This is a genomic window from Qipengyuania zhejiangensis (genome assembly GCF_035607565.1).
GTDB classification, from domain to species: domain Bacteria; phylum Pseudomonadota; class Alphaproteobacteria; order Sphingomonadales; family Sphingomonadaceae; genus Qipengyuania; species Qipengyuania zhejiangensis.
This window is the reverse complement of the sequence record NZ_JAYKGO010000002.1, coordinates 90,936-117,906: the sequence shown is the minus strand read 5'-3', so window position 1 is coordinate 117,906 and position 26,971 is coordinate 90,936. Positions and strand designations below refer to the sequence as shown.

32 protein-coding genes and 1 tRNA gene are annotated in these 26,971 nt (G+C 61.9%); 23 read left to right on the top strand and 10 right to left on the bottom strand.

Annotated features, from left to right (window positions below):
• Positions 1-370: 370 nt before the first annotated feature.
• Positions 371-928, bottom strand: a complete 558-nt coding sequence (locus tag VR863_RS06620; RefSeq protein ID WP_324827680.1) for a hypothetical protein — start codon at positions 926-928, stop codon at positions 371-373.
• Between the two features lie 71 nt (positions 929-999).
• Here VR863_RS06620 and VR863_RS06615 point away from each other — a divergent pair, with 71 nt between their 5' ends.
• From VR863_RS06615 to VR863_RS06565, 11 genes are all read left to right on the top strand, one after another.
• Complete coding sequence (locus VR863_RS06615) at positions 1,000-1,710, top strand: TlyA family RNA methyltransferase (protein WP_324827864.1); 711 nt, start codon at positions 1,000-1,002, stop codon at positions 1,708-1,710.
• A gap of 54 nt (positions 1,711-1,764) precedes the next feature.
• Entirely contained in the window at positions 1,765-3,297 is a 1,533-nt protein-coding gene (locus tag VR863_RS06610; protein ID WP_324827679.1) for an acyl-CoA carboxylase subunit beta, read from the top strand.
• A 28-nt stretch (positions 3,298-3,325) separates the two neighbouring features.
• A complete protein-coding gene (locus VR863_RS06605) occupies positions 3,326-3,679 on the top strand; it encodes a hypothetical protein (protein WP_324827678.1) in 354 nt (117 codons plus the stop codon).
• Positions 3,676-4,125, top strand: a complete 450-nt coding sequence (mce, locus tag VR863_RS06600) for a methylmalonyl-CoA epimerase (RefSeq protein ID WP_324827677.1) — start codon at positions 3,676-3,678, stop codon at positions 4,123-4,125. The genes VR863_RS06605 and mce overlap by 4 nt, the downstream gene beginning before the upstream one ends.
• A gap of 31 nt (positions 4,126-4,156) precedes the next feature.
• The gene (locus VR863_RS06595) at positions 4,157-4,768 is read left to right on the top strand and encodes a glutathione S-transferase family protein (RefSeq protein WP_324827676.1); all 612 of its coding nucleotides are present in this window, start codon (positions 4,157-4,159) and stop codon (positions 4,766-4,768) included.
• 35 nt (positions 4,769-4,803) lie between these two features.
• Complete coding sequence (gene scpA / locus VR863_RS06590; RefSeq protein ID WP_324827675.1) at positions 4,804-6,960, top strand: methylmalonyl-CoA mutase; 2,157 nt, start codon at positions 4,804-4,806, stop codon at positions 6,958-6,960.
• Positions 6,957-7,418, top strand: a complete 462-nt coding sequence (locus tag VR863_RS06585; protein WP_324827674.1) for a DMT family transporter — start codon at positions 6,957-6,959, stop codon at positions 7,416-7,418. Before scpA ends, VR863_RS06585 begins: the two co-directional genes overlap by 4 nt.
• Positions 7,415-8,428: a biotin synthase BioB gene (bioB, locus tag VR863_RS06580; protein ID WP_324827673.1), complete on the top strand. Its 1,014-nt coding sequence runs from the start codon at positions 7,415-7,417 to the stop codon at positions 8,426-8,428. The genes VR863_RS06585 and bioB overlap by 4 nt, the downstream gene beginning before the upstream one ends.
• 144 nt (positions 8,429-8,572) lie before the next feature.
• Complete coding sequence (locus tag VR863_RS06575) at positions 8,573-9,010, top strand: hypothetical protein (RefSeq protein WP_324827672.1); 438 nt, start codon at positions 8,573-8,575, stop codon at positions 9,008-9,010.
• Positions 9,011-9,103: 93 nt separating this feature from the next.
• Positions 9,104-11,143, top strand: coding sequence for an acetyl/propionyl/methylcrotonyl-CoA carboxylase subunit alpha (locus VR863_RS06570; protein WP_324827671.1), 2,040 nt, complete (start codon positions 9,104-9,106; stop codon positions 11,141-11,143).
• A 181-nt stretch (positions 11,144-11,324) separates the two neighbouring features.
• The gene (locus tag VR863_RS06565; protein WP_324827670.1) at positions 11,325-11,585 is read left to right on the top strand and encodes a hypothetical protein; all 261 of its coding nucleotides are present in this window, start codon (positions 11,325-11,327) and stop codon (positions 11,583-11,585) included.
• On the opposite strand, the gene VR863_RS06560 is transcribed toward VR863_RS06565, so the two are convergent.
• From VR863_RS06560 to VR863_RS06550, 3 genes are read right to left on the bottom strand one after another with little or no spacing between them, the layout of a single operon-like run.
• Positions 11,582-12,352, bottom strand: a complete 771-nt coding sequence (locus VR863_RS06560) for a cyclase family protein (RefSeq protein WP_324827669.1) — start codon at positions 12,350-12,352, stop codon at positions 11,582-11,584. The genes VR863_RS06565 and VR863_RS06560 overlap by 4 nt on opposite strands.
• A gap of 32 nt (positions 12,353-12,384) precedes the next feature.
• Positions 12,385-13,512, bottom strand: a complete 1,128-nt coding sequence (gene aroB / locus VR863_RS06555) for a 3-dehydroquinate synthase (protein ID WP_324827668.1) — start codon at positions 13,510-13,512, stop codon at positions 12,385-12,387.
• Positions 13,503-14,069 carry a shikimate kinase gene (locus VR863_RS06550; protein WP_324827667.1) on the bottom strand — a complete coding sequence of 189 codons (567 nt, stop codon included), beginning with the start codon at positions 14,067-14,069 and terminating at the stop codon, positions 13,503-13,505. The genes aroB and VR863_RS06550 overlap by 10 nt, the downstream gene beginning before the upstream one ends.
• Positions 14,070-14,144: 75 nt before the next feature.
• On the opposite strand from VR863_RS06550, the gene VR863_RS06545 reads away from it, so the two are divergent.
• From VR863_RS06545 to VR863_RS06525, 5 genes are all read left to right on the top strand, one after another.
• Positions 14,145-14,279: a hypothetical protein gene (locus VR863_RS06545; protein ID WP_324827666.1), complete on the top strand. Its 135-nt coding sequence runs from the start codon at positions 14,145-14,147 to the stop codon at positions 14,277-14,279.
• The gene (locus VR863_RS06540; RefSeq protein ID WP_324827665.1) at positions 14,276-16,120 is read left to right on the top strand and encodes a hypothetical protein; all 1,845 of its coding nucleotides are present in this window, start codon (positions 14,276-14,278) and stop codon (positions 16,118-16,120) included. Before VR863_RS06545 ends, VR863_RS06540 begins: the two co-directional genes overlap by 4 nt.
• Positions 16,121-16,132: 12 nt before the next feature.
• Complete coding sequence (locus VR863_RS06535; RefSeq protein WP_324827664.1) at positions 16,133-17,011, top strand: tyrosine recombinase; 879 nt, start codon at positions 16,133-16,135, stop codon at positions 17,009-17,011.
• Between the two features lie 10 nt (positions 17,012-17,021).
• Positions 17,022-17,966 carry an acetyl-CoA carboxylase carboxyltransferase subunit alpha gene (locus tag VR863_RS06530; protein WP_324827663.1) on the top strand — a complete coding sequence of 315 codons (945 nt, stop codon included), beginning with the start codon at positions 17,022-17,024 and terminating at the stop codon, positions 17,964-17,966.
• Positions 17,967-18,070: 104 nt separating this feature from the next.
• Positions 18,071-19,537, top strand: a complete 1,467-nt coding sequence (locus VR863_RS06525) for a M48 family metalloprotease (protein ID WP_324827662.1) — start codon at positions 18,071-18,073, stop codon at positions 19,535-19,537.
• Between the two features lie 95 nt (positions 19,538-19,632).
• Here VR863_RS06525 and VR863_RS06520 read toward each other — a convergent pair whose 3' ends face one another.
• Together VR863_RS06520 and VR863_RS06515 are read right to left on the bottom strand one after the other, a co-directional pair.
• Positions 19,633-19,812 (bottom strand): Flp family type IVb pilin, encoded by a 180-nt coding sequence (locus tag VR863_RS06520; protein WP_324827661.1) that lies wholly within the window; start codon positions 19,810-19,812, stop codon positions 19,633-19,635.
• 117 nt (positions 19,813-19,929) lie between these two features.
• Complete coding sequence (locus VR863_RS06515; RefSeq protein WP_324827660.1) at positions 19,930-20,109, bottom strand: Flp family type IVb pilin; 180 nt, start codon at positions 20,107-20,109, stop codon at positions 19,930-19,932.
• 90 nt (positions 20,110-20,199) lie between these two features.
• Here VR863_RS06515 and VR863_RS06510 point away from each other — a divergent pair, with 90 nt between their 5' ends.
• Together VR863_RS06510 and VR863_RS06505 are read left to right on the top strand one after the other, a co-directional pair.
• A complete protein-coding gene (locus VR863_RS06510; protein WP_324827659.1) occupies positions 20,200-20,622 on the top strand; it encodes a (deoxy)nucleoside triphosphate pyrophosphohydrolase in 423 nt (140 codons plus the stop codon).
• 44 nt (positions 20,623-20,666) lie between these two features.
• Positions 20,667-20,743: transfer RNA gene (locus VR863_RS06505), tRNA-Arg, on the top strand.
• Positions 20,744-20,812: 69 nt separating this feature from the next.
• Here VR863_RS06505 and VR863_RS06500 read toward each other — a convergent pair.
• The gene (locus tag VR863_RS06500; RefSeq protein ID WP_324827658.1) at positions 20,813-21,211 is read right to left on the bottom strand and encodes a metallopeptidase family protein; all 399 of its coding nucleotides are present in this window, start codon (positions 21,209-21,211) and stop codon (positions 20,813-20,815) included.
• 89 nt (positions 21,212-21,300) lie between these two features.
• On the opposite strand from VR863_RS06500, the gene VR863_RS06495 reads away from it, so the two are divergent.
• Genes VR863_RS06495 through folE form a run of 3 tightly spaced genes read left to right on the top strand, consistent with a single transcriptional unit; the run spans position 21,301 to position 23,960 of the window.
• Positions 21,301-21,792 carry a hemerythrin domain-containing protein gene (locus VR863_RS06495; protein WP_324827657.1) on the top strand — a complete coding sequence of 164 codons (492 nt, stop codon included), beginning with the start codon at positions 21,301-21,303 and terminating at the stop codon, positions 21,790-21,792.
• A gap of 24 nt (positions 21,793-21,816) precedes the next feature.
• Positions 21,817-23,355, top strand: a complete 1,539-nt coding sequence (locus VR863_RS06490; RefSeq protein WP_324827656.1) for a phospholipase D-like domain-containing protein — start codon at positions 21,817-21,819, stop codon at positions 23,353-23,355.
• Positions 23,352-23,960 (top strand): GTP cyclohydrolase I FolE, encoded by a 609-nt coding sequence (gene folE / locus VR863_RS06485; protein ID WP_324827655.1) that lies wholly within the window; start codon positions 23,352-23,354, stop codon positions 23,958-23,960. Before VR863_RS06490 ends, folE begins: the two co-directional genes overlap by 4 nt.
• A gap of 15 nt (positions 23,961-23,975) precedes the next feature.
• On the opposite strand, the gene VR863_RS06480 is transcribed toward folE, so the two are convergent.
• The 3 genes from VR863_RS06480 to VR863_RS06470 form a co-directional block, all read right to left on the bottom strand.
• Positions 23,976-24,233: a hypothetical protein gene (locus VR863_RS06480; protein ID WP_324827654.1), complete on the bottom strand. Its 258-nt coding sequence runs from the start codon at positions 24,231-24,233 to the stop codon at positions 23,976-23,978.
• A gap of 75 nt (positions 24,234-24,308) precedes the next feature.
• Complete coding sequence (locus VR863_RS06475) at positions 24,309-24,788, bottom strand: peroxiredoxin (protein ID WP_324827653.1); 480 nt, start codon at positions 24,786-24,788, stop codon at positions 24,309-24,311.
• Positions 24,769-24,975 (bottom strand): hypothetical protein, encoded by a 207-nt coding sequence (locus VR863_RS06470; RefSeq protein ID WP_324827652.1) that lies wholly within the window; start codon positions 24,973-24,975, stop codon positions 24,769-24,771. The genes VR863_RS06475 and VR863_RS06470 overlap by 20 nt, the downstream gene beginning before the upstream one ends.
• Here VR863_RS06470 and VR863_RS06465 point away from each other — a divergent pair.
• The gene (locus VR863_RS06465) at positions 24,965-25,429 is read left to right on the top strand and encodes an S-adenosyl-L-homocysteine hydrolase (RefSeq protein WP_324827651.1); all 465 of its coding nucleotides are present in this window, start codon (positions 24,965-24,967) and stop codon (positions 25,427-25,429) included. The two genes, VR863_RS06470 and VR863_RS06465, sit on opposite strands and share 11 nt — an antisense overlap.
• A gap of 128 nt (positions 25,430-25,557) precedes the next feature.
• Positions 25,558-26,967: an adenosylhomocysteinase gene (gene ahcY / locus VR863_RS06460; RefSeq protein ID WP_434784972.1), complete on the top strand. Its 1,410-nt coding sequence runs from the start codon at positions 25,558-25,560 to the stop codon at positions 26,965-26,967.
• Positions 26,968-26,971: the final 4 nt, after the last annotated feature.

The window sequence follows — 26,971 nt, the reverse complement described above, 5'->3', positions numbered from 1 at the left end:
AAATCGGGAAGCGCAGACCGGGTGAACTGTGGCGCAAATGAGAAGGGCAGCTCCGACCTCGGTCGAAACTGCCCTTCGCATGGTCAGCGGCCGGAAGCGCCGCTCACGTAGCCTTACTCGGCTGGAAAGTTACCGAATATGCTCCGTAGGGATCTTCACCGACCTCGCTACTGAACCATGAGACATCGGATCACCTCCTTTCAAGCTTGTGAGCTAGAACCCGTTTCACCGGGCCCAAGACCGCGTGCGCCGCTGATCTTGACTGACAATTTGTTGCGCTAAACGCTCAAAAACAAGGCTTGTAAAAAAGTTTTCCCACGTCAGAATTGATGTTTCTGGTCCGGCGAAACCGCGCGGGCCTTTTTTGTTGTCAGCGACAATCCTCGATGACCCGCGTCACTTCGGCCCAATTGGGAATGTACAGCGGCGTGGTCCCTTGCGCTTCTACGGCGAAGCGCCCGCGGGTCAGCGCCATGGCGTCGAGTATCGGGTCACGCGCGGCGATGTCGAACATGACATGGCGGCTGGTGCCGGATGCCACAGGTTGCGCGGTAAAGCTGCGTGCCGCGGTTTCGGTGCGGATCGTGACGGGCACGGCGACGCGCGAATCGCTGTAAACCATGACCCGGATCGAACCGGGCCGACATTCCAGCAGCAGCTTGGCAACTCCGGAGGGGATCGGGCCGCCGGACGAACTGGCATCGGCAAAGATGGCCTGCGAGCCGGAGATCCGCCAATCGCCCGCGGTTTGCGGAGCGTCGATCCAGGCATCGTAGACCGGCGCTGGCGCCGGGGCGGGGGCCGCGCTCGTCGCCACAGGTCTCGGGGCAGGGGCCGGTGCGGGCGTCGAATCGGGTGCAGGCACGCAGGCGGCGATGGCGAAGGTGAGTGCAAGAGCGCCTGTGGCATGGGCATAGATCGGTTTCATGATGTACCAATGATCGCTAAGCGCCCTGGTTTCAAACGGAGTTTGCATTGCCGAAAAAACGCCTCGACCAGATGCTTGTCGACCGCGGGCTCGTGGAGAGCCGAACGCGGGCGCAGGCGCTGGTGATGGCGGGGCTGGTGTTCTCGAACGAGAAGAAACTGCCGAAGCCCGGTCAGCAACTGGCCGAAGACGCGCCGCTCGAAGTGCGCGGCCGCGACCACCCGTGGGTAAGTCGGGGCGGCATCAAGCTGGCCCATGCAATCGAACATTTCGGCCTCGACCCTTCGGGCGTGACCGCGATGGATATCGGCAGTTCCACCGGCGGATTTACCGATGTGCTTTTGCAGGGCGGTGCCGATCACGTTTTCGCGGTCGACAGCGGGACAAACCAGCTGGCGTGGAAGCTGCGGCAGGACGAACGCGTTACCGTGCTCGAACAGACCAGCGCCCGCATCCTGACGCCGCAGATGATCGACCGGCCGTGCAGTTGGGTCGTCTGCGATGCCAGCTTCATCGGGCTGGCAAAGGTGCTGGAACGCCCGCTCGAACTGGCTGCGCGGCAATGCCGTCTCGTGGCGCTGATCAAGCCGCAATTCGAAGTCGGTCGCGAAGAAGTGGGCAAGGGCGGTGTGGTGCGCGACCCGCATTTGCACCAGCGTGTGTGCGATGAAGTGCGCGCCTGGGTCGAAGGGCTGGGCTTCGTTGTCCAGGGCATAGTCGAAAGCCCGATCACCGGTCCGGAAGGCAATGTGGAATTCCTGATATCTGCCCACCGCGATTGACGCTGCCGCGCTCCGCGCTCTAGGCGGTTTGCCGAGAGTTCAAACGGAGAGAGCATGTCCGCCAATATCGCCGAAATGGAACGCCGCCGCGAAGCTGCCCGCATGGGTGGGGGCCAGAAGCGGATCGACGCACAGCACGCCAAGGGTAAACTGACCGCGCGCGAACGGCTCGACGTACTGCTGGACGAAGGCAGTTTCGAAGAACTCGACACCTATGTCGAACACGATTGCACCGATTTCGGAATGGAAACCCAGAAAATTCCCGGTGACGGCGTGGTCACCGGTTCGGGCACGATCAACGGACGCCTCGTGTTCGTGTTCAGCCAGGATTTCACGGTTTTCGGCGGCAGCCTGTCAAAACGCCATGCGGAAAAAATCTGCAAGGTCATGGAAGGCGCCATGAAATACGGCGCGCCGGTGATCGGGCTTAACGACAGCGGCGGTGCGCGCATCCAGGAAGGTGTCGCCAGTCTTGGTGGCTATGCCGATGTGTTCCAGCGCAACGTTCTTGCCAGCGGCGTGGTCCCGCAGATCAGCCTGATCATGGGGCCGTGTGCGGGCGGTGCGGTCTATTCGCCCGCGATGACCGACTTCATTTTCATGGTGAAGGACAGCTCGTACATGTTCGTCACCGGCCCGGACGTGGTGAAAACGGTGACCAACGAAGTCGTCACGCAGGAAGAACTGGGTGGGGCAATTACCCACACGACCAAGACATCGGTGGCCGATGTCGCGTTCGAAAACGACATCGAAACCCTGCTCGCGACCCGCAATTTCTTTGACTTCCTGCCGCTGTCGAATCGCGAAGAGGTGCCCGAACGGCCCACATCGGACCCGTGGGACCGCGAAGAGGCGAGCCTGGACACGCTGATCCCCGACAACGCCAACCAGCCATACGACATGCACGAAGTGATCGCCAAGGTCCTGGACGAAGGCGATTTCTTCGAAATTCAGCCGGCGCACGCGGGCAATATCCTGTGCGGCTTCGGGCGTGTCGAAGGGCGCACGGTTGGCGTCGTGGCCAACCAGCCGATGGTGCTGGCGGGCGTGCTCGACATCAATTCGTCCAAGAAAGCCGCGCGCTTCGTGCGGTTCTGCGATGCCTTCGAAATCCCGATCCTGACTTTCGTCGACGTGCCGGGCTTCCTGCCCGGCACGGCGCAGGAGCATAATGGCATCATCAAGCACGGCGCGAAGCTGCTCTTCGCCTATGCCGAGGCGACCGTGCCCAAGATCACCGTGATCACCCGCAAGGCCTATGGCGGCGCGTATGACGTGATGGCCTCCAAGCATTTGCGCGGCGACCTCAACTACGCATGGCCCACCGCCGAAATCGCCGTGATGGGCGCCAAGGGCGCGGTCGAGATCATCTTCCGCCAGGACCGCGACGATCCGGACAAGATCGCCGAGAAGACGAAGGAATACGAAGACCGCTTCGCCAACCCCTTCGTGGCGGCGAGCCGCGGCTATATCGACGAGGTGATCTACCCGCACTCCACGCGGCGGCGGATTGCGCTGGGGCTACGGAAGCTTCGCGGGAAGGTGCTCGAAAACCCGTGGAAGAAGCATGACAATATTCCATTGTAGCACAGGCCTTGCCCTCCTCTTGCTGCCCATGGCTGCGTTCGCGCAGGCGCCCGATTTGACACCGCGTAGCCCGCTTGAGGCCATCGTCCTTGGCGATGCACAAGCCGCCCAAATTCATTTAGAAGGGCTAGCGCGGACTGATTGGTCCTTGCGGGGCGAAGTCGTTGCAGATTTGTTGTCAGCAGGGTTCACTCCTGACCACGGAACCCCCGATTGCGCATTTTACGGCTACCATCGCCGCACGACCGAAGCCGGAGTTGCGCGAAGCGTTCAGGTTGCAATGTGCAAGTCGGGAAAATCAATGGTTCTGGTTCAGGATGTGCTGCCGCCCGGAAAGCGTGGTGGGGGAATGAGCCAGTCGCGACAGAGGAACGATCAATGAAACTCGGCCGTCTCAATCACATCGGCGTCGCTACGCCCTCGATCGAGGAATCGATCCGCTATTACCGCGATGTCATGGGCGCGACCTCGTTCCACAAGCCGTTCGATCTCGAGGCGCAGGGGGTGAAGGTCTGCTTCGTCGATACGCCCGGCGAAAACGGCACCCACGGCACGCAGATCGAGCTGATCGAACCGCTTGGTCCCGACAGCCCCATCGCCAAATTCCTCGAAAAGAACCCCGCCGGCGCGCAGCATCACCTGTGCTACGAAGTCGAGGATATCGAGGACGCGCGCAAATGGTTCGAGGACATGGGTAAGCGCATCCTTGGCCCCACGCGCATCGGCGCGCACGGCACGCCGATCTTCTTCCTCCACCCCAAGGACATGATGGGCCAGCTGACCGAAATCATGGAAACGCCCAGGGAAGGCGCGCACTGGTCCAACTGACCGGCCCGACGACAGCGAGGAACGCAGAGCGATGATCTTTTACGACAGCCCAAATCCCGCACCGAATCCGCGCCGCGTGCGTATTTTCGCCGCAGAAAAGGGCATCGACCTGCCTTCGCAGGAAGTTTCCATTCCCCGGCGCGAACAGAAGGCGCCGGAATTCGTCGCCAAGAATCCGCGGGGACAGACGCCGATCCTCGAACTGGACGATGGTACGGTGATTGCGGAAAGCGTTGCGATCATGCGGTATCTCGAAGCGCTGCATCCCGAACCCTGCCTGTTCGGGACGGGACCGGTGGAAATCGCGGAGATCGAGATGTGGAGCCGCCGGGTCGAGATGATCCTCATGCCCGCCGTGGGCGCGGTGTGGGTCCACACCCATGCGTTCACCGCCGCCCTTCCGGGCCGCAATGTCGAATGGGGCGAAGCAAACCGTCCGCGCGCGCTGGATGCGATGCGCTTTTTCGACACGTCGCTGAAGGGGCGGGAATTTCTTGCCGGGGAGGCTTTTAGCGCGGCCGATATCCTGTTGCTGACAACCATCGATTTCGCCGGTTTTGTCGGCATGGACATGCCCGAGGAATGCGCGAACCTGCGCGCATGGCACGAACGGGTTTCCGCACGGCCAAGCGCCTCTGCCTGATTGGCAAGCGCGCCCGGCCCCGCTAGGGCTTGGGCATGACCGAAAAGCGCACCTATGACGACTGGAAGCCCCTCGCCGACAAGGAAGTGAAGGGCCGCGACCTGACCTGGCATACGCCGGAAGGTATCGCCGTGAAGCCGCTCTACACGAGCGAGGATACACAGGGCATCGACCCTGGCGTTCCCGGCATCGCGCCGTTCACGCGCGGGCCGTATGCGTCGATGTACACCGGCCGCCCGTGGACCATCCGCCAGTACGCAGGCTTTTCCACCGCCGAGGAATCGAACGCCTTTTATCGCCGCAATCTTGCCGCCGGGCAAAAAGGCCTGTCGGTCGCCTTCGATCTGGCCACCCACCGGGGTTACGATTCCGACCATCCCCGCGTTGTCGGCGATGTCGGCAAGGCGGGCGTTGCGATCGACACCGTGCGCGACATGGAAATCCTGTTCGACCAGATCCCGCTCGACACGATGAGCGTTTCCATGACGATGAACGGCGCGGTCATTCCCGTGCTGGCGTTCTACATCGTCGCGGCGGAACGCCAGGGCGTATCACAGGACAAGCTTTCGGGGACCATCCAGAACGATATCCTCAAGGAGTTCATGGTCCGCAACACCTATATCTATCCGCCCGAACCGAGCATGCGGATCGTGTCCGACATCATCGCGTACACATCGGCCAACATGCCGAAATTCAACAGTATTTCGATCAGCGGCTATCACATGCACGAAGCCGGCGCGACGGCGGTGCAGGAACTGGCCTTCACGATTGCGGACGGCAAGGAATACGCCAAGCGCGCGATGGAAGCGGGGCTCGATATCGATGCCTTTGCGCCGCGCCTGTCCTTCTTCTGGGGCATCGGCATGAATTTCTTCATGGAGATCGCCAAGATGCGGGCGGCCCGCGCGCTGTGGCATGACGTGATGGACGGGCTGGGCGCGCAGAACGAAAAATCGAAGATGCTGCGGACCCATTGCCAGACAAGCGGCGTGAGCTTGCAGGAGCAGGACCCCTACAACAACGTCATCCGCACCACGGTTGAGGCGATGGCGGCGGTGCTGGGCGGAACGCAGTCGCTTCACACCAACGCGCTCGATGAAGCGATCGCCTTGCCGACCGATTTTTCCGCCCGCATCGCGCGCAACACGCAGCTGGTGATCCAGGAAGAAACAGGCATCACCCACGTCGCCGATCCGCTGGGCGGCAGCTATTATATCGAAAGCCTCACCGCTGCGCTGGTCGACGAGGCCCGGTTGTTGCTCGCCGAAGTGGAAGCGGCAGGCGGGATGACGGCCTATGTCGCCAGCGGCAAGCCCAAGGCGGCCATCGAAAGCGCCGCCGCGGCCAAGCAGGCCAGCGTCGACAAGGGCGAAACGGTGATCGTTGGCGTCAACAAGTATCGCCTCGAAAAAGAGGCCGACATCGACACGCTCGACATCGACAACCACGCCGTGCGCGAAAGCCAGATTGCACGCCTCGAGAAGGTGCGGGCAGGGCGCGACGACATGGCCTGCAAGGCAGCGCTCGACGCGCTTGCACGCGGGGCGGCGCAGAAGGATGGCAATCTTCTCGCGCTCGCCGTGGAGGCGGCGCGCCACGATGCGACGTTGGGCGAAATCAGCCAGGCGATGGAAGACGCCTATGGCCGCTACAACACGCTGCCCAAGCCGGTTCGCGGCATCTACTCGCAGGCGTATGAGGGCGACGACCGGTACGAACAGGTGATCGAAGGCGTGAAGGCGGTGGAACGCCGGCTCGGCCACAAACCCAGGATCATGGTCGCGAAGATGGGCCAGGACGGGCACGATCGCGGTGCCAATGTCATAGCCTCCGCGTTTGCCGACATGGGTTTCGACGTGCTTTCCGGCCCGTTGTTCCAGACACCTGCGGAAACCCGCGACATGGCTCTGGAAAATGAAGTCGACGCCATCGGTGCGAGCAGCCTTGCGGCGGGGCACAAGACGCTGATACCCGAACTGATCGGCCTGCTGAAGGACGCCGGTCGCCCCGATATCAAGGTGATTGCCGGCGGCGTGATCCCGCAGAAGGATTACGACTTCCTGCGCGATGCCGGGGTCCAGGGCATCTACGGTCCGGGCAGCAATGTGGTCGAATGCGCGGCGGACGTGCTGCGGTTGCTGGGGCACAACATGCCACCTGCGGGCGAGGATATGGAGGACGCAGCGGAGTGAGCGCTGCACCGCAGTCCGCGTTCTTGCCCATCGCGGGAATGATGTTCGCCGCGGGCATTGGCATACCCGTTTTTGCTGCGCTCAATTCCGCGCTTGGTAAGCAGCTTGGTGGTCCGGTCGCGGCTACAGCAGTAACCTTCGCCGTTGGACTTGTAATAGCGATGATCATGCTGGTCATTACCGGCTTGCCACAAGCGTCAGCATTCCATTTCGAGACGCCGTGGATATGGTTTGGCGCCATCTTCATGCTGTTTTATGCCACATCTGTTGCCTATGCCGCGCCGCGCATCGGGCTGGGTAATGCGATATTTTTCGTCCTGCTGGGGCAGATCGTTGCGGCAGCGGCAATTGACCATTTCGGATGGCTTGGCGCTATCCAGTCCAGCCTCACACCCAAGCGCCTGATCGGCATCGCGGTGATGACGCTGGGTATCTATCTTGCAAGGAAACCCGCGTGATCCAAATCCGCACCGATTGGACCCGCGAGGAAATCGCGGGCCTCTTCAATTTGCCGTTCACCGAATTGCTCTTCCAGGCCGCCACGGTCCACCGCGAATTTCATCCGCCAAGCCAGGTCCAGCTGTGCACGCTGCTGTCGATCAAGACCGGCGGGTGTCCGGAGGATTGCGGCTATTGCTCGCAATCGGTGAAGGCCGACAGCGGGGTCGAGGCGACGAAGCTGATGGAGGTCCAGTCCGTCCTCCAGCGCGCGGCGCAGGCAAAGGACGCAGGCAGCCAGCGCTTCTGTATGGGTGCCGCCTGGCGCAACCCCAAGGACCGCGACATGCCTGGACTCGTCGAGATCGTGAAGGGCGTGCGCGCCATGGGGCTGGAGACCTGCATGACGCTGGGCATGCTGACGCCGAAACAGGCGGACATGCTGAAAGAAGCGGGCCTCGATTACTACAACCACAACGTCGATACCGGCCCCGAATATTACGAGCGCGTGATCTCGACCCGCAACTATCAGGACCGGCTCGACACGCTCCAGAATGTGCGCGACGCTGGCATCAACGTGTGCAGCGGCGGGATCGTCGGGATGGGCGAAACGCGCGAGGATCGGGTCGGCTTCGTCAACACGCTCGCCACGCTCGAACGCCATCCCGAAAGCGTACCGGTCAACGCGCTTGTCCCGGTCAAGGGCACGGTTCTGGGGGATATGCTCGCCGACACCCCGCTCGCCAAGATCGACGATATCGAGTTCGTTCGCACCGTGGCGGTGGCGCGCATCTGCATGCCGATGAGCATGGTGCGCCTTAGTGCAGGGCGCGAAAGCATGTCCGAGGCCACGCAGGCTCTTTGTTTCATGGCCGGCGCGAATTCGATCTTCACCGGCGACACGTTGCTCACGGCTCCCAATGCGGGCGACGACAGCGACGTGGCGCTGTTTGCAAAACTGGGACTCACGCCTCTTGCCCAACAAGAGCCGATGCGCGCTTGCGAGCGCAAACTGGAACCAGCGGAATAGGGAATCGACTGGAATTTCAACCGTGTGCATGGCCTGCTTGACTCGCCTTCAAAAGAGGCGTTGCCTGTGCGCGCTGGGGGGACATCAGCATCAACAAAACCGGGACGCTTCTTAGGGTCGTAACCTTTACTGGGGGAGAACTTTATGAAGAAGCTGACTCTGACTGCCGCTGCGCTGGGCCTTGTGTTCGGTGCAACGCCGGCTCTTGCCGAACATCATGAAACACCCGAACTGCGCGAAGTCGATTGGTATCGGGTCCAGTTCATCAAGTGGAAATCGGGCAAGGCAGCCCGTGCCCATGAAATCATCTCGATGTTCGAAAAAGTCGACAAGGCGCTCGGCTGGAACGACGTGATCGATTTCCACATGGGCACCGGCGGATGGGATTCCATCGTCGGCATGAAGATGCGCAAAGGCATCGCGTCGATGGGCTGGAAATCCAACCCTGACGGCGAGAAATGGGATGCCGAATTCGCCCGGCAGGTTGGCGGCGAAGACAAGGCCAAGGCCCTTTTCGCCGAATTCGATGATTGCATTCAGGAACAACGCACCGAAATCGGTCACATCGACACCAACGAGTGACCGGCGAACGCATGGCGTGCTGAGCGCGCCTTGATACCGGGCCTCCGCTGCGGCATGGGCATGTAACGCTTATTTTTCCGCGCCGGAGGCCCGATGTTTTCAAAGATCCTGATTGCCAACCGTGGTGAGATTGCCTGCCGTGTGATCAAGACCGCCAGACGGATGGGAATCGCCACGGTTGCCGTCTATTCCGATGCCGATGCGCGCGCGCCTTTCGTGCGGATGGCGGACGAAGCGGTGCATATTGGGCCCGCCGCTGCTGCCGAAAGCTACCTGATCGCGGACAAGATCATCGCCGCGTGCAAGCAGACGGGGGCGCAGGCCGTTCATCCCGGCTATGGCTTCCTGTCCGAACGGACCAGCTTCGCAGAGGCGCTGGCGGCAGAGGGGATCGAATTTATCGGCCCTCCCGTCAACGCCATCGCAGCGATGGGCGACAAGATCGAATCGAAGAAGCTGGCGCGCGAGGCGGGCGTGAACGTCGTTCCGGGTTACGTCGGCGAAATCGACGATACCGAACACGCGGTCCGGATTTCCGCCGAAATCGGGTATCCGGTCATGATGAAGGCCAGCGCGGGCGGCGGGGGCAAGGGCATGCGCCTTGCCTATGACGAGAAGGATGTGCGCGAGGGGTTCGAAGCCACCAAGCGCGAAGGGCTGAACAGCTTTGGCGACGACCGCGTGTTCATCGAGAAATTCATCGAGAACCCCCGTCATATCGAAATCCAGGTGCTGGGCGACAAGCACGGCAACATCATCTACCTCAACGAACGCGAATGCAGCATCCAGCGTCGCCACCAGAAGGTCGTGGAGGAAGCGCCATCGCCCTTCGTCACACCGAAAATGCGCAAGGCGATGGGCGAACAATGCGTCGCCCTGTCCGCTGCGGTGGGTTATTACAGCGCCGGCACGGTCGAACTGATCGTCAGCGGGGCGGACCCGTCCGGCGAAAGTTTCTACTTCCTCGAAATGAACACGCGGCTTCAGGTAGAGCACCCCGTTACGGAAGCGATCACCGGTGTCGATCTGGTGGAGCAGATGATCCGCGTGGCTGCGGGCGAAAAGCTCGCCATGTCGCAGGATGACGTGACCATCGACGGATGGGCGATCGAGAATCGCGTTTATGCCGAAGACCCCTATCGCGGCTTCCTGCCGTCGACCGGCCGTCTCGTGCATTACCAGCCACCGGTTGAGCCCTGGGCCGACGACGGTGCGGCGAACGGGCGCCGCGGGATCGGCGGCGTTCGCGTCGACGATGGGGTGTTCGAAGGCGGCGAAGTCTCGATGTTCTACGACCCCATGATCGCCAAGCTGGTGACATGGGGCGAAACGCGGGACGAGGCGGCAGATCTGCAGGTGCAGGCTCTCGATGCTTTCCGGATCGACGGGCTGGGCCACAACATCGATTTCCTCAGCGCGATCATGCAGCACGACCGGTTCCGCTCGGGCGAACTGACCACGGGCTTCATCGCGGAAGAATATCCCGACGGGTTCGAAGGGGCACCGGCGTCCGAAGACCTGCTACGCGGCCTTGCGGCGGTCGGCGGTGTAATCGCCACAGCCGATGCGGACCGGGCGCGCCGTATCGACCAACAACTGGACGGCACCATGCTTGCCCCGGGTGACTGGACGGTGCGCATCGGTGCAACCGATTATGCCGTGGTTCTGGAAGAAGATGCGATCACGGTCGATGGCGAACCGGTTGCCTTGTCGATGGAATATACACCCGGCGACGCGATCCTCGAAGTCGATCTGGGCGGTGATGAAGACACGCCGGGCGAAGCGCTGACCGTGCAGCTTTCCCCGACCCGTACCGGTTACGCGCTCACGACGCGCGGGGCGACGCACGATGTGCGTATTCTGCCGACGCGGATTGCCCATCTCGCCAAGCTGATGATCGAAAAGGTCCCGCCGGACCTTTCCAGATTGTTGATCTGCCCCATGCCGGGTTTGCTGGTGAAGCTGCACGTGGGCGAGGGCGAAGAGGTCCAGCCTGGCCAACCGCTCGCAACTGTCGAAGCCATGAAGATGGAAAACATCCTGCGCGCCGAAAAGCAGGCGGTGGTGGCAAAGATCAACGCTGCCGAAGGCGATAGCCTGGCGGTCGACGCGATCATTCTCGAACTGGAATAGATCCGGACGGAACAGGATATTACCGAGCTGCGAAACGAACGCGTTTCGGAGCATATCCAAACTTGCACAAATGCCGCGAATTTCGGTCGATCATGGTAAACGCACTGGTAACCAGCCGGCTGGTGGATGATCCTGTGGTTCTTCGAGTCGCTTCTGAAGCTTTCGCACAGGAGTATTTGGCATGGCACACAGGGGTACAGGCTTCTTCGACAACAAGGGGCATTTCTTCAAGACGCCGGAGGAAGCGACGGTCAGCGACCTGGCCGGCATCCTCGGCAAGATCGGCGATGGCGAAAGCCTCGCGCCGGGCATCGCTTACACGCTCCTCGATCGCAGGAACGAGATCGAACGGTTGTTTGCCGATCACGATGCGATGCTGGCCGAAGCAATCGATGCCAGCCAGGCTGGCTCGGTAACCAAGCTTACGCCGCGCGCCGGCTAATCGTCGATCATCGCGACGGCGCGGATCCATCCCGCGCTGGCGCGTTCGATCTTCACGGGAAAACAGCTCAGGGTGAACCCGTGAGCGGGAAGCGATGAAAGGTTCGTCAGCTTCTCGATCTGATAGTACGGGCGGATGCGGCCTGCCTTGTGGCCTTCCCAAATGATCTTCGGGTCCCGCGTTTCGGCCCATCGTTTTGCCGTATGGCTGAACGGCGCGTCCCAGCTCCAAGCGTCGGTGCCGACGACTTCCACGCCCCGTTCGGTCAGCCACAGCGTGGCGTCTTCGCCCAATCCCACGCCCTGGTCGGTAAAGTTGTCGGTGCCGTAAATTGCCCCCGATTGGACCAGCACGATATCCAGCGGCTGCAACGCGTATTCGATCTTGTCCAGCGCCTCTGCAACTTCGGCCGCGGACACCACATGCCCATCGGGAAGGTGACTGAAATCCAGCTTTACCGCAGGACGAAAAAATCGGTCGAGGGGAGCTTCGTCGATGCTGGGCGCGCGCCTTGCGCCGCAATCGGTGGTGGAGTGGAAATGCCACGGGGCATCCATGTGGGTTCCGTTATGCGTCGACAGCTGGAGCGTTTCCACGGCCCAGCCTTCGCCGTCGGGCAGGTCGTCCTTTTCCAGACCGGGAAAGAACATGGCGATCTGTTGCCATGTGCTTTCGTGGGTCATGTACTGGATCCTGGGCCGCATCACCTCCGGGTCGGAAACGACATCGTTCGTGATCGGGATCGACAGGTCGATGAAGCGCGTCATGCGCTGCAGCATGCGCGCAGCAATTCCACCGGTCAATCGGTCAGGAGCTGTTCGTCCAGGAAGGCAGCCACATCGTCCAGGTTCACGTCCTTCGCAAGGTACGCGTCGCCAATTGCGCGAAGCAGGATGAAGGGCAGGGTGCCTGCAGCCATCTTCTTGTCGTGCAGCATATGGCCGACAAGTGCCGCCCCGTTGCAATCCAGCGCCAGCGCGGAAATGTTGGCCGGCAAGCCTGCCGCTTCGATCGTGCGCGTTACGCGATCCGCATCGGCGTGCGACATGGTCCCGCGTCGCGCGGAATACCGAGCGGCGAGCGCCATGCCCAGGGCGACCCCTTCGCCATGGAGCAGCCGGTCCGAAAACCCTGTTTCCGCTTCAAGCGCGTGTCCGAAAGTGTGGCCGAGGTTGAGCAGGGCGCGGGTGCCAGTCGTCTCGCGCTCGTCCTCGGCGACGATGCGGGCTTTTGCAGCAACGCTGTTGGCAACCGCGCGTTCGAGCGGGTCATCTTCCAGCGCGAGCACCGCGTCGCCGTTTGCCTCCAGCCAGTCGAAAAAGCCAGCATCGCCCAGGGCGCCATATTTCAGCACTTCGGCATAACCGGCACGCAATTCGCGCAAGGGCAGGGTGGCAAGCGCGTCGAGATCGGCCAGCACCAGCGACGGTTGGTGAAACGCGCCGACAAGGTTCTTGCCGGTCGATGTGTTGATTGCGGTTTTCCCGCCCACCGAACTGTCCACCTGCGCCAGCAGGGTGGTCGGCAACTGGATGAACCCGCAACCGCGCTTCAGGATGGCACAGGCAAAGCCTGTCAGGTCGCCGACGACGCCGCCACCAAGGGCAAAGACATGATCGCCGCGCGTGATGCCAAGTTCGAGCAGCCAGTCGACCAGGTCCTGCAGCCCGGCCCAGCTTTTCGCCGCCTCTCCCGGCTCGACCAGGAACCAGTCGATTTCGAACCCGTCGGAGGCCAGCGAATGGGCCAGACGCTCGCCGTGAAATTTCAGCGCGTTGCGATCGGCCACGACCGGCACCTTGCGCCGGCCAGCGGCATGATACGGTTCAATGAACGGCCGCGCGTGGACCATCGCCTGATCCAGAACGCCCCGTCCGACCAGCACGTCATAGCTTCGGCCCGCGAGTTCGACAGGGATTACAGCCATGCGTCGATTGCCTCCAGTATGCGTAACGCCGTTTCGGTATGCGGCCCGTTGTCGGTGACGATGTGCAGTTGGGCCTGCGAATAGGCCGCTGAGCGCCGGTCTTTCAATTCGGTGAGGATCTGGCGCGGATCGCCGTTTCGCAAAAGGGGGCGGGTGTTGCGCCGGCCGGTGCGTTCGACCAGCGTATCGATGTCGCAGTCGAGCCAGATTGCCAGACCGTTTTCAAGAATCGTGGTGCGGGTTTCCTCGTCGACGAACGCACCGCCGCCTGTGGCGATCACGCCGATGCGTTCCTCCATCAGACGGGCGATAACACGTCGTTCGCCATCACGGAAATAGGCTTCGCCGTATTCCTCGAAGATTTCGGCAACACTGCGATCGGCCGCACGTTCGATTTCTTCGTCCGCATCGGCGAATTTGGTCGATAGAAGATTGGCCAGCCGCCGCCCGACCGTGGATTTGCCGACCCCCATCAGCCCCACAAGGACAACCGGCCGGTCAAGCCTGCGGGCGATACCGGCAATTTCCGCATCGGACAGGGCAAGCGCTTCGGTCATTGCCGCCGTGCCTAGAGATGGGCTAGGGCGCGGGCAAGGTATGAGCACTTGAGACGGGACGCGAAAATCTTGGCCATGAGCGGTAAGCGTGTTGGAGTAATTGCGGCGTTGGCGATCGTGGCCGTGCTCGCGTGGGCCTGGTTCGACGGCGGGCGTGAGCCCTTGCATCCGATCGAGCAGACCATCGAATTGCCGGAGAATGCCCGATGAAGGCGACTTGGCTGATCGGTGGGGCGGCGCTTGCGCTGACCTCGACGCTGGTTCTGGCACAGGATGCGCCCGAAGATCTCCTGCCGCCCGGTTTCAACGATCCGGCCCCGGCCCCCGCGCCGCGGCCGTCTCAGGCACCCGCACCGTCCGGCACTTCGGCTCCGCGCCCTGCTGCCACGGTTGCCGGCGAAATCGTGCAGCCGCTGCCGAGCGGACAGCAGCAAGCGGAAACCGCCGGAGCTGCGTTCGAATTCGAACGTCTGCCGACGGCCAGCGAACTCGAGAAAATGTCGACCGACGAACTCGACGAGTTGCTCGGCCTCAAGGCCAAGTTCGATATTCCCCCCGCTGCCCGGCGTTCGATGGATGCGGCAGGTGTGATTTCGAATGCCGAGGGTGGGCTTCCCCGCGGGTCGCTGGCAAACCAGCCGGCTGCACTGGTCAGGGCGGTTCTGCGCGGCACGAAGGCACCGATGGTTTCGCGCTGGGGGCACATTCTCATGCGGCGCGCCCTTGCCAGCCGTCTCGAGGCGCCATCGGGCATGGACCCGGTTGAATTTGCCGCCCTCAGGGTTCGCGCCCTCAACGCGCTGGGCGAACACGCTGTCGCCCGCGCGCTGGTCCAGGATATCGACACTGCGAACTATTCGCCCGGCCTCGCGAATGCGGCGGTCGATGCGTATATCGGGACAGCCGATATCGTAGGTGCGTGTCCGGCCGTCCGGTTGGTCAAGACCGACCGGGACGATGCCGAATGGAAGATGCTGGCTGGTATCTGCAATGCTTTCGCAGGCGAGGAAACGCGCGCGCAGAACGATCTGCGCCGCCTCCAGTCGCGCGGCGAAGGCGCGGTGATCGACGTGCTGCTCGCGCAGCGTTTTTCGGGTGCGGCGGGCACTGGGCGCAAAGCGGTCACCATCGAGTGGGACGATGTCGAGGACATGACCGCGTGGCGGTTCGCGCTGGCGAATGCGCTGGGCGAAGAAGTGCCGGAATCGCTGGCAAGGGATTTGCCCGAATCCCTGCTCCGAAGCGCCGCACTTACTCCGGCGCTGTCACCCCTCCAGCGTGTGGCTGCAGCCGATGTCGCGGCGCAGAGCGGCCTTTATTCATCGGCAGCAATGGTCGACCTCTATTCGCAGATATTTGCGCTGGGTTCGGCCCAGGGCGATGCGGCCGTGCGCGCCTCGCGGCTGCGCGAAGCCTATGTCGGCACCGATCCGGCTGCCCGGCTCGCCGCCATCCGCGACGTGTGGAACGGCGCTGATGGATATGGCTACGGCCGAATGGTGCTGACCGCCTATGCAGCGGCGCGGTTGCCCGCGCAGGACGATTTTGCCGATGATGCCGGCGAATTGATCGCGTCCATGCTGGCGGCCGGCCTCGACCGCGACGCCTTGCGCTGGGCCGATACCGTTGACGATGGCAGCCTGGGATGGGCCTTGCTGGCGTTGGCCGCACCCGACCGCCAGGCGAAGGTTACGGACGGGGAACTCGACACCTTTACCGATGCGGACGAATCGTCCCGCCAGCGCAAATCCCGATTCCTGCTGGCTGGGCTGGCCGGCCTGGACCGCGTCGATCAGGGTGAAGTCACCGAATACAGCAACCGCCTGTCGTTCAGTCTGGGCGGTGAAACGCGTTGGACCCGGGCAATCGACCGCGCGGCAGAGGTGAACAATCCTGCCCTCGTCGCGTTTCTTGCCGGGCTCGGGATGCAGGGGGACAGCTGGGATCGCATGACCGCCCGCCACCTTTTCCACATCGTTTCGGCCTTGCGCCGGGTCGGGATGGAAGCCGAAGCCCGCATGATCGCTGCAGAGGCGGTGGCGCGCGCCTGACGTGGGGGCGCAATGAGCCAGATCGACGATTTCCTTGCAATGCTGGCGGCGGAACGCGGTGCCGCTCGCAACACGATCCTGGCCTATGGGCGCGATCTCGAACAAGCCGATGACATGGTCGGCGGCGCGCTGGAAAGCGCATCGCCGGCTCAGTTGGCGAGGCTGGGGCAGGGCTGGGCTTCGCTGGCACCGGCCACACTGGCGCGCAAGGTTTCGTCCCTTCGCCAGTTTTTCGGATTTCTTGTGGACGAGGGCGTGCGCGAGGACGATCCGACGCACGCCTTGCCGCGTCCAGCGACACGCCGCCCGTTGCCGAAAATTCTGTCGCATGAGGACATTGCGGCATTATTCGAACGGGCCGAGACGGAAGCTTCGAGCGGCGAGAAATTGGCTGTGCGAATGCTCGCATTGCTGGAATTGCTTTACGGATCGGGTTTGCGCGCGACCGAACTCGTGTCCCTGCCCGTTTCGGCCGTGCCGCGCGACGCCCCGTTCCTGACCGTCACAGGCAAGGGCGGGCAGACCCGCATGGTCCCCGTCAGTCAGCGTGCAAAGGCGGCCATGTCCGCATGGTTGCCTCTGCGCGATGCGGATTCGGCGTGGTTGTTTCCGTCGCGAACCGGCCACCTTACGCGCGTGCGCCTTTTTCAGCTGCTCAAGGCGCTCGCCGCCCGAGCCGACCTGCCTCCTGAAAAACTCAGCCCCCACGTCCTTCGTCACGCTTTTGCGACCCATCTTCTGGAAGGCGGAGCGGATCTTCGTGCGCTCCAGACGCTGCTCGGACATGCGGATATCTCGACGACCCAGATATACACGCACGTGGATGCCGCGCGGCTCGTCAAGCTGGTCAACGAACGCCATCCTCTTGCCCGCCACCGCGCGAGCGACTAGCGGGGTGGCGATGATCTCTTATCTTGAATTCGAAAAGCCGGTTGCCGAGCTTGAACAGCGCATCGCCGAATTGCGTACTGCCGCCGAAGGCGACGACGTCGACATTTCTAACGAATTGCAGCGGCTGGAAATCAAGAGCGCAAACCTGCTTTCCAGCACGTATGCATCGCTGAGTCCGTGGCAGAAGACACAGGTAGCCAGACACCCGCAGCGCCCGCATTTTCGCGACTATGTGGACTATGCGTTCGATGAATTCGTGCCGCTTGGCGGTGATCGCGCCTATGGCGAGGACGAAGCGATCCTTGGCGGTTTTGCCAAGCTGAATGGCCGCAAGATTGTCTTGATCGGGCATGAAAAAGGCAACGATACCGCCAGCCGCATCCAGCACAATTTCGGCATGGGCAAGCCCGAAGGCTATCGCAAGGCGATCCGCCTGATGGGCCTGGCCGGTCGTTTCGGCCTGCCGGTCGTCACGCTGGTCGATACCTCGGGCGCCTTTCCCGGTGTGGAGGCGGAAGAGCGAGGGCAAGCCGAAGCGATCGCCCGGTCGACCGAAGCGTGCCTTGCCTTGCCCGTACCGATGGTCGCTGCGATCGTTGGCGAAGGCGGTTCGGGCGGTGCGGTTGCGTTGGCCAGTGCGGAGCGCGTCCTGATGCTCGAACATGCGGTCTATTCGGTGATTTCGCCCGAAGGTTGCGCGTCGATCCTGTGGCGCACCGCCGAAAAGGCCCCTGATGCGGCGGAAGCGATGAAGATAACCGCGCAGGATCTTGCCCAATTGGGCGTGATCGACCGGATCGTTTCGGAGCCCGTGGGCGGTGCCCACCGCGACCCGCGTGCGGCAGCCACCGCGCTCGGCTCCGCTATTTCGGAAGAGCTCGACAAGTTGGAGCGATTCGAAGCGCCCGAACTGAAGCGGATTCGCGAGGAACGTTTCCTGAAGATCGCAGGCTGAAAAAGGCACGCGGGAACAAAGCCCCGCTTCGCCAAGTTTCCTTTGTCGTAAACGAACACGCGGGTGGATGCCTTGACGCACACCTGCACAAGGGGAGCCTTTAAATGTCGCGCATCAAATTCACCGCCGTTACGTCCACTGCAATGCTTTCGCTCGCGCTGGGCGGCTGTGCCGCAGTTGGCGGACCAATTCCCGACGCGTCTGCGCCTATCACGCAGAGCGAAGCCCAGATGGGTTCGGAAGCACACCCGCAGCTGCTGGCCGAATTCGGCGGTGCGATGTCCGGGACCCAGGCGCAGTATGTCGAACAGGTCGGCAAGAACATCGCGGTTCAGTCGGGCCTCGGCAACGCACGCGAATCGTTCACGGTGTCTTTGCTGAACAGCCCGGTGAACAACGCCTTCGCCATTCCCGGCGGCTATATCTATACCACCCGCCAGCTCGTCAGCCTGATGAACAACGAAGCCGAACTCGCGGGCGTTCTCGGCCACGAAGTTGGCCACGTCGCGGCGCGCCACTCGCAGCGCAGGCAGGCAAAGGCGCAGCAGAATTCGCTGCTTGGCCTGCTGGGTGCGGTCGTCGGATCGGTGGTCGGCGGCGGCTTCGGCCAGCAGCTGGGTCAGCTTGCGATGCAGGGTTCGCAGCTGCTGACCCTGAAGTTTTCCCGCACCCAGGAACTGGAGGCCGACGATCTTGGCATCCGGTATCTGAACCAGGCGGGTTATGACCCGCGCGCAATGGGCACCGTTCTCCAGAGTCTGGCGATGCAGAACGCGCTCGATGCACGTATCCAGGGCCGCGACAACGCGAGCATTCCGGAATGGGCATCGACCCACCCCGATCCAGCCAGCCGTGTCCAAAGCGCATTGGCCAAGGCGCAAGGCATGACCGGTGTAACGAATCGCGACACCTTCCTGTCGCGTATCGACGGGCTGCTCTATGGTGATGATCCCCAGCAGGGCGTCATCGAAGGACGTCAGTTCATTCATCCTGAGCTGCGTCTGGCGTTCACCGCGCCGCAGGGCTTTTATATGATCAACGGCACCCGCGCCGTTTCGATCAGCGGCCAGAGCGGCAAGGCGCAGCTGACGCTCGCCCCGTATAACGGCAATCTGAACGCCTATGTCACCAGCGTGTTCGCGGGTCTGAGCAAGGAACAGCAGATCACTCCCCAGGCGATCCAGCGCACGACCGTGAACGGCCTTCCCGCAGCGTACAGCACGGCGCGTGTGACGTCGGGCAGCGACCAGATCGATGTGACCGTGTTCGCCTATGAATTCGCCAACGACAGGGCTTACCACTTCCTCGCCATTACCCCGGCCGGTCAGGCCAGCGCGTTCAACCCCATGTTCTCGTCGATGCGGCGCATCGATGCGCAACAGGCAGGCAGCATCGTGCCCCGTGTTCTGGATGTCGTGACTGTCGGCAGCGGAGATACGGTTGCCTCGCTCGCCCGGCGCATGGCCTATACGGATAACCAGGTTGAACGCTTCCGCGTGCTCAACGGCCTTGGTGCGAACGAAGGCGTGAGCGCTGGTCAGAAGGTCAAGGTGGTCATTCGCGGACGTTGATCCGCGACACCGCTTCTGCCGATACGATTACGGCAGAAAAAGAAAAAGGCGGCGGGATTGCTCCCGCCGCCTTCTTCGTTTTGGCGTTATGCCGATTAAGCAGCCGTGTTGGCAGTGCTCATCGAGGTGCCGACCTTGTTGAAGGTCGTGCTCAGCTCGTTACCGAGGCTCTGCATCGCGGTGATGGCAGCAACGGCGATGAGTGCGGCGATCAGGCCGTATTCAATTGCAGTGGCGCCCTGTTCGTCGCGGATCAGCTTGGTGAAGAATTTCATGTGTAGTCTCCTGGTTCAGTCTTCGTTCCCGGCTCTTCCCGGCTAACCGGTTCGAGCAATTTCCGTTTTGCTCATCAGGTGTTGAGAAATTCCTAACACCGACGCGCTTTCTTTCCGTCAGGCCGCGGTAACGGCCGCGACATTGTCCCTGACATTGGTCCACATCGTGATGACTTCGGTACCAAAGGTCTGGATGCCCCCGATCATCGCCAGAAAGACGAGTGCGAGGATCAGCCCGTATTCGACAGCAGTCGCTCCGCTTGTGTCGCGTCCCAGTTCTCTCAGGAATTTGACCATTTCAGCATTGCCCCATTGTCACTGTGTCGAAGCTGACATTGGGTGGTTACGGCTGCCAGCGTTAAGAAAAGGTTGAAGGGTGTGAGAGAAATGGAAAAAATTCCGACATGGACATGCGTGGTCGCGCTGGCCCTGCACGACGATACGGGCCGTTGGCTCATGCATCGCCGCCCCGCCAACAAGCATCACGGCGGCTTGTGGGAATTCCCCGGCGGCAAGGTGGAAGCGGGCGAAACCCCCGCAAACGCGTTGGTTCGCGAGATCGAGGAAGAGCTGTCGCTCGTCGTCAACGGAGCCGACCTGGTGCCGGCCGGCTTTGCTCAGGAACCAGCGGGTGGGCCGCGTTCGCCGATTGTCATTCTTCTTTACACTCTGGCCTGGGATGGCGAACCGCCGTGTGTGCGGGAAGGGGGATCGGTGGACTGGTTCACACCCGACCAGATCGCCGCGCTCGTCAAGCCGCCGCTCGATATCGAACTGGCTGCACGACTGTTTGAAAAAGGGTGGGATTAGGGATTGCCAAGCCGATGGTGCCCCCGTATGTGGCCCGCTCCAGCGCGCCCGTAGCTCAGCTGGATAGAGTACCTGACTACGAATCAGGTGGTCGGAGGTTCGAATCCTTCCGGGCGCGCCATACAAGGCCATCCTTCGCAAGAAGGGTGGCCTTTTGTGGTTTCGGGCTCGATTTTGATCCTGTCGGTGCCTAGTCGGCTTCGTCCTCGAGCCAGTGCATGTCTTCGTCGCTGAACCCGAAATGATGCCCGGCTTCATGGACGACCACGTGGCGCACCAGATCGTCCATCTGCACGCCCGTGCTGCGCCATTCGGCGATCAGCGGTTCGCGAAACAGCCAGATGCATGGCGGCATCGTCCCGCTTTCCCAGATCGAGCGATCGGGCAGGGCCTGGCCTTCATAGAGGCCGGTCAGGTCCCACCTGTCGTCCAGCCCCACGGCTTGCAGCTGCTCCAGCGTCGCGAAATCTTCGACCTTGAGGATTACATCGCCAAGTTGATCGCGAAAATGCACCGGCAAGGAGGCGACGACGGCCTGCGCCATGACCTGCATCTGCACCCGTGTCGGCCCGTCTTGGTGGTTTCTCATGCACCCGATATGAGAAGTTCGTATCCGCCGCGCAAGGAAGCGGAACACGACGGCGTTTCACCTGTTGGATACCCAAAGGAGATTCGATCATGTCCGACACCCAGAAAATTTTCGAACGTCTTAAGCAGGACCACGACAAGCACCGCGATCTGCTGGATCGGCTGCTGGAAACCAGCGGCGACACCAGCGAGCGTGAAAATCTCTTCACCGAACTGACGAAGGAACTGAAGGGGCACGCCGCGGCAGAGGAGCAGGCGCTGTATTCGACCATGCTGCGCAAGCCGCCGACCACAGACGATACGCGCCATTCGGTTGCCGAACATCACGAACTGGACGAAGCGCTCAACGACCTCGCTGCCACCGATATGTCGTCAGGGGCGTGGCTGACGAAGTTCAAGACCTTCGACCACGATTATCGCCATCACATCGAGGAAGAGGAAGAAGACCACTTTCCCGAATTCGCCAAATATCTGGACGACGACGACATGAAGCATATGCGGAGCGTGTTCGAGCGGCGTAAGAAGGACGAGAAGGCCGACGCGGAAGTGACTCCGGAAAAGAAGGAAGAAGCCAAGGAATAACGGCTGCCAAGGGGGGCACGAAATTTGTCGGAAGAAAAGCCGGACCCGAAGAACGTCTCCCGGCTCGACGATAGCGTCGAGCCGGGCGTCTGGCGTTATGCGCATGCGGATCGCGTGCATGTGGCGATCGATGCCGCGAACTATTTCTCGCTGATGCAGGCAGCGATGCTGAATGCACGCTTCCGGATCTTCCTGGTCGGGTGGGATTTCGACACGCGCATCCACCTGGCGGACGGGCGTCACTGGTGGCAGCGCGGCTGGAAGAGCAAATACCCCGCCAGGCTCGGCGGGTTCATCGCCTGGCTTGTCCGGCACCGGCCCACGTTGGAAATCGATATCCTGAAATGGAGCTTCGGCGTGTTCAAGTTCACGTTCCGCGGGTCGATGTGGTGGGACCTGCTTCGCTGGGCGCGACACAAGAGGATCGATTTCAAGTTCGACAACGCGCATCCGGTGGGATGCAGCCATCACCAGAAGATTGCCGTACTCGATTCCACGTTCGCGGTGTGCGGCGGCATCGACATGACCGTGCAGCGCTGGGACACGCGCGACCATGTCGAACACGATCCGATGCGCAAGACACCATCGGGTTTCGAATATGGACCGTGGCACGATGCGTCCATGATGATGGAAGGCGACGTGGCCGAAGCGTTGGGCGATCTTGGCAGGGATCGCTGGATAAGGGCTGGCGGCACCCCGCTGGTGCCGATGAAACGTACCGACCGGAGCCTGTGGCCCGACGGTCTGGAACCTGATTTCGAGAATGTCGAAATCGGCATTGCGCGGACCCGCGCTGCCTATCGCGATTGGGACGCGGTCAACGAAATCCAGGATCTGTTCGTCCTCCATATCGCCCGCGCCAAGAAATTCATCTACGCCGAAAGCCAGTATTTCGCTGCCCGCAAGGTTTGCGAAGCGATCATTTCGCGCATGGAAGAAGACGATCCGCCCGAAGTCGTCGTGGTGCATCCCGCCAATGCCGACGGGTGGCTGGAACAGCAGGCGATGGACCATGCCCGCGCCGAACTGGTGCGGTGCATCGAGGAAGCCGATCACAAGGGCCGGTTTTCGATCTGGACGCCGTTGACGGGTGAAACGCCAATTTACGTCCACGCCAAGATCATGATTGTCGATGACGAAATCCTGCGGATCGGTTCGGCCAATCTGAACAACCGTTCCATGGGTCTGGACAGCGAATGCGATGTTTTCGTGGATGCGGCGCGGCCGGGTAACGATCACGCCCGCGATGGTGTCGCCGCGATCCGCCGTTCGCTCATGGCGGAGCACATCGGGCTCGACGCGGACGAAATTGATGAACTGATCGAACGCCACGGTTCGATTGCCGCCATGATCGATCATTCGCAATCCGATGGCGGCCGCAATCTGCGCCGGTATCACCCGCCAGACCTGAACGAAGCCGAGAAAAAGCTCGCGCAGTCGAGCTTGCTGGATCCCGAAAATCCCGACGATATGTTCGAGCCGTTTGCAAAAGGCGGCCTGTTCCGCGATGGCAGCCGCTTGGGACGGGTACGCGACAAGATCAGGAGGATCAGGGGTTCGTGAGCAGTTTAGTTGGACCGGACGAGGACGATCCGCGCGGCAAGCCGCCTGTGCCGGAAAATGTGCAGGCTGCCATCCGCACATTGATCGAATGGACGGGCGATGACCCGTCGCGCGAAGGGTTGATCGATACACCCCAACGCGTCGCGCGCGCGTGGAAGGAATATTGCCTCGGGTATGGCGAAGACCCTTCCTATCACCTCAGCCGCGTGTTCGAGGAGGTTGGCGGTTACAACGAAATCGTCCTGCTCAAGGACATTCCGTTCCAGAGCCATTGCGAACATCACATGGCCCCGATCATCGGCAAGGCGGCGATCGCCTACCTTCCGAACGACCGTGTGGTGGGTATTTCCAAACTTGCGCGCGTTCTGCACGGATTTGCACGGCGCCTGCAGGTACAGGAACGCCTAACCGCCGAAGTGGCGGACTGCATCTGGGAAAACCTGCAACCCCAGGGTGTGGCGGTGGTCATCGAAGCGGCGCACAGCTGCATGACGGCGCGCGGCGTACGCACGCCCGGTGTTGGAATGATCACCAGCCGGATGATGGGTACCTTCCTCGAAGACCAGCGCAGCCGCAAGGAAGTGCTCAGCTTGATGGGCTACTGAGCTGAACGCTCGAACCTAGCCCCGCAGCCAACGCCCGAACAGGCCCTGAGGCTTGGGGCTGGGCGGTGTTTCCCCGGCAAGACCGTAAAGGTAATTGCCGAGCTGCACCGCCTGCTGCTTGGTGAGGAAGTAACGGTATTCGCGCACATCCCCGGAATGTTCGACCACCTTGCTCGCGCTCTGCAAGAGCAGGGCAATCTTGTCGCCAGCCGGATTTGCCCTCCATCCGAGAAGCATTCCGAAATCGTCCTGGGTGTGGTCTTCCTTAGCCATGCATAAAAGACTGCGCCCCGCCTTGCGAAGGAGCAAGACGGGGCGCAGGTTTGTCCGCAATCGGGACGGTATCGGTTAAAGCTGGCCGAGCATGTGCTCTGCGCTCGAAACCGAGAAATCACCCGGCGCTTCCACGTTGAGTTCGGTAACCACGCCGTCTTCCACGATCATGGAATAGCGTTGTCCACGGGTGCCGAGGCCAAAGCCCGAACCGTCCATGGTCAGGCCTACGGCCTGCGCGAATTCGCCGTTGCCGTCTGCCAGCATGGTGACCGCATCGGCACCGTTGGCCGCTTTCCACGCGCCCATCACGAAAGCGTCGTTGACCGCCGTGGCGACGATTTCGTCGACGCCCTTGGCCTTGAATTCGTCAGCCTTCTCTACATAGCCGGGAAGGTGCCGCGCCGAGCACGTCGGAGTGAAGGCACCGGGCACCGAGAACAGCGCCACTTTCTTGCCCTTGAAATAATCCCCCGACTGGACCTTCTCAGGCCCGCTCTCGGTTGCCTTGACCAGCGTCACATCGGGTAGCTTGTCACCCACCGAAATCGTCATTGCTAAATTCCTTGTCTGTCCCATCCTCGCCAAGAGGTAGGCCGCCGGGTTGCCAAGTGCAACCGAGGCGCTTGGTTAATTTCGCTTTACCGCAGCCGTTTAAAGTCAGGTAAATTTTCAGGCGCACCTTTCTCTCAGGCGGGCATTCGGGACGCTCCGCGGGGGAGTACAGGGACATGAATTTCACGAAGCAAATCGCGGCTATGGCCAGCGCAACGGCAATCCTGCTGACGCCGGTATCGGCCGCAGCGGTGACCGGCAGCGAGGCGGAGCAGATCCGCAAGCTCGATATCATGCTAATGGTCACGTCGCTGCGGTGCCGCATGGGCCAGGACGATTTCCAGCCGGATTACCGCGCGTTCACCACCAACCACATCACAACGCTGAACGGTGCCGCGCGCACCCTGGAAAGCGGGTTGGTGAAACGGCACGGAAGCAAGGGTGCCAAGCGCGCTCTCGATCGGATCAGCGTCGGCATGGCCAACCAGTACGGACGGGGACATCCGTGGCTGGGTTGCGGGGAACTGAAGCAGATCACCCACGACCTTGCCCGTTCCCGCAACCCTGCCGACCTCGGTCAGGCTGCAGGCGAGCTGCTGAATCAGCGGCCCCAGGCGGGGGGACGTTTCGCCGCGCGTTAAACCCCCCTGTGCCGAGCGTCATGGGGGCGGTTGCCCTTGATCACTCGAAGGGCTAGGTGCGGCGCCATTCGTGCGCCGCCCCATTTTTATTGCGCGGCGCGCCTTCCCGCAAGTTCGAGGACCGCAGCGTGACCGCATTCACCGACTACGTCATCAAGGATATCGCGCTGGCCAATTATGGCCGCGCCGAAATCGCCATTGCCGAAACCGAAATGCCGGGCCTGATGGCCTTGCGCGAGGAATACGGCGCGAGCCAGCCGCTGAAAGGCGCGCGGATCACCGGTTCGCTGCATATGACCATCCAGACGGCCGTTCTGATCGAGACGCTGGTCGCGCTGGGCGCCGACGTGCGCTGGGCAACCTGCAACATCTATTCGACGCAGGATCACGCCGCAGCCGCCATAGCAGCCAAGGACATTCCCGTTTTCGCGGTGAAGGGCGAAAGCCTGGCGGATTACTGGGATTATGTCGGCAGGATCTTCGACTGGTCGAGCGACGAAGATCCCGATTGCACCGCGAACCTCATTCTGGACGATGGCGGCGATGCGACCATGTTCGCGCTGTGGGGTGCACGGATGGAAGCGGGCGACGAAATGCCCGAGCCGCAGAACGCCGAAGAAATCGAGATGCAGCGCGCGCTCAAGGCTTTCGTGAATGCAAAGCCCGGCTACCTCACCAAGTCGGTGAAGGCGATCAAGGGCGTTTCGGAAGAAACCACCACCGGCGTCCACCGCCTTTATCACATCGCCAAGGGCGGCAAGCTGCCGTTTCCTGCGATCAACGTGAATGATAGCGTCACGAAGTCGAAGTTCGACAACCTGTACGGCTGTCGCGAATCGCTGGTCGACGCGATCCGCCGCGCCACCGACGTGATGCTTTCGGGCAAGGTCGCCTGCGTCGCCGGCTTCGGCGATGTGGGCAAGGGCAGTGCCCAGTCGCTCCGCAATGGCGGCGCGCGCGTTCTGGTGACCGAAGTCGATCCGATTTGCGCCCTTCAGGCGGCAATGGACGGCTTCGAAGTCGTCACCATGGACGAAGCGGTGAAGGTCGCGGACATTTTCGTGACGGCCACCGGCAACGAACACGTGATCTCCGCCGAACACATGAAGGCGATGAAGAACATGGCCATCGTGTGCAACATCGGCCACTTCGACAGCGAGATCCAGATTTCCGCTCTCGACAATTACGAGTGGAACGAGCTGAAACCGGGGACCGACCTGGTGAAGTTCCCGGACGGCAAGGAAATCATCGTTCTGGGCAAGGGCCGCCTCGTGAACCTTGCCTGCGCCACGGGTCACCCAAGCTTCGTGATGAGCTTTTCCTTCACCAACCAGACGCTCGCCCAGATCGAACTGTGGAAGAACGCAGGCGGATACAAGAACGACGTCTATGTCCTGCCCAAGCACCTCGATGAAAAGGTCGCTGCGCTGCATCTCGACAAACTGGGCGTGAAGCTCACGAAATTGAGCCAGAAGCAGGCGGATTACATCGGCGTGCCGGTCGAAGGGCCGTTCAAGCCCGAACATTATCGCTATTGATCGG

Bases quoted from the DNA above. Each gene is read 5' to 3' on its own strand.
- VR863_RS06570 (WP_324827671.1), top strand. From the start codon at position 9,104: ATGTTTTCAAAGATCCTGATTGCCAACCGTGGTGAGATTGCCTGCCGT.
- VR863_RS06620 (WP_324827680.1), bottom strand. From the start codon at position 928: ATGAAACCGATCTATGCCCATGCCACAGGCGCTCTTGCACTCACCTTC.
- VR863_RS06610 (WP_324827679.1), top strand. From the start codon at position 1,765: ATGTCCGCCAATATCGCCGAAATGGAACGCCGCCGCGAAGCTGCCCGC.
- VR863_RS06530 (WP_324827663.1), top strand. From the start codon at position 17,022: ATGATCTCTTATCTTGAATTCGAAAAGCCGGTTGCCGAGCTTGAACAG.
- VR863_RS06540 (WP_324827665.1), top strand. From the start codon at position 14,276: ATGAAGGCGACTTGGCTGATCGGTGGGGCGGCGCTTGCGCTGACCTCG.
- VR863_RS06495 (WP_324827657.1), top strand. From the start codon at position 21,301: ATGTCCGACACCCAGAAAATTTTCGAACGTCTTAAGCAGGACCACGAC.
- VR863_RS06520 (WP_324827661.1), bottom strand. From the start codon at position 19,812: ATGAAATTCTTCACCAAGCTGATCCGCGACGAACAGGGCGCCACTGCA.
- aroB (WP_324827668.1), bottom strand. From the start codon at position 13,512: ATGGCTGTAATCCCTGTCGAACTCGCGGGCCGAAGCTATGACGTGCTG.
- VR863_RS06465 (WP_324827651.1), top strand. From the start codon at position 24,965: ATGAATTTCACGAAGCAAATCGCGGCTATGGCCAGCGCAACGGCAATC.
- VR863_RS06500 (WP_324827658.1), bottom strand. From the start codon at position 21,211: ATGAGAAACCACCAAGACGGGCCGACACGGGTGCAGATGCAGGTCATG.
- VR863_RS06565 (WP_324827670.1), top strand. From the start codon at position 11,325: ATGGCACACAGGGGTACAGGCTTCTTCGACAACAAGGGGCATTTCTTC.
- VR863_RS06510 (WP_324827659.1), top strand. From the start codon at position 20,200: ATGGAAAAAATTCCGACATGGACATGCGTGGTCGCGCTGGCCCTGCAC.
- mce (WP_324827677.1), top strand. From the start codon at position 3,676: ATGAAACTCGGCCGTCTCAATCACATCGGCGTCGCTACGCCCTCGATC.
- VR863_RS06575 (WP_324827672.1), top strand. From the start codon at position 8,573: ATGAAGAAGCTGACTCTGACTGCCGCTGCGCTGGGCCTTGTGTTCGGT.
- VR863_RS06595 (WP_324827676.1), top strand. From the start codon at position 4,157: ATGATCTTTTACGACAGCCCAAATCCCGCACCGAATCCGCGCCGCGTG.
- VR863_RS06550 (WP_324827667.1), bottom strand. From the start codon at position 14,069: ATGACCGAAGCGCTTGCCCTGTCCGATGCGGAAATTGCCGGTATCGCC.
- VR863_RS06615 (WP_324827864.1), top strand. From the start codon at position 1,000: ATGCTTGTCGACCGCGGGCTCGTGGAGAGCCGAACGCGGGCGCAGGCG.
- VR863_RS06475 (WP_324827653.1), bottom strand. From the start codon at position 24,788: ATGACGATTTCGGTGGGTGACAAGCTACCCGATGTGACGCTGGTCAAG.
- VR863_RS06535 (WP_324827664.1), top strand. From the start codon at position 16,133: ATGAGCCAGATCGACGATTTCCTTGCAATGCTGGCGGCGGAACGCGGT.
- VR863_RS06545 (WP_324827666.1), top strand. From the start codon at position 14,145: ATGAGCGGTAAGCGTGTTGGAGTAATTGCGGCGTTGGCGATCGTGGCC.
- VR863_RS06560 (WP_324827669.1), bottom strand. From the start codon at position 12,352: ATGACGCGCTTCATCGACCTGTCGATCCCGATCACGAACGATGTCGTT.
- VR863_RS06480 (WP_324827654.1), bottom strand. From the start codon at position 24,233: ATGGCTAAGGAAGACCACACCCAGGACGATTTCGGAATGCTTCTCGGA.
- VR863_RS06515 (WP_324827660.1), bottom strand. From the start codon at position 20,109: ATGGTCAAATTCCTGAGAGAACTGGGACGCGACACAAGCGGAGCGACT.
- scpA (WP_324827675.1), top strand. From the start codon at position 4,804: ATGACCGAAAAGCGCACCTATGACGACTGGAAGCCCCTCGCCGACAAG.
- VR863_RS06605 (WP_324827678.1), top strand. From the start codon at position 3,326: ATGGCTGCGTTCGCGCAGGCGCCCGATTTGACACCGCGTAGCCCGCTT.
- VR863_RS06525 (WP_324827662.1), top strand. From the start codon at position 18,071: ATGTCGCGCATCAAATTCACCGCCGTTACGTCCACTGCAATGCTTTCG.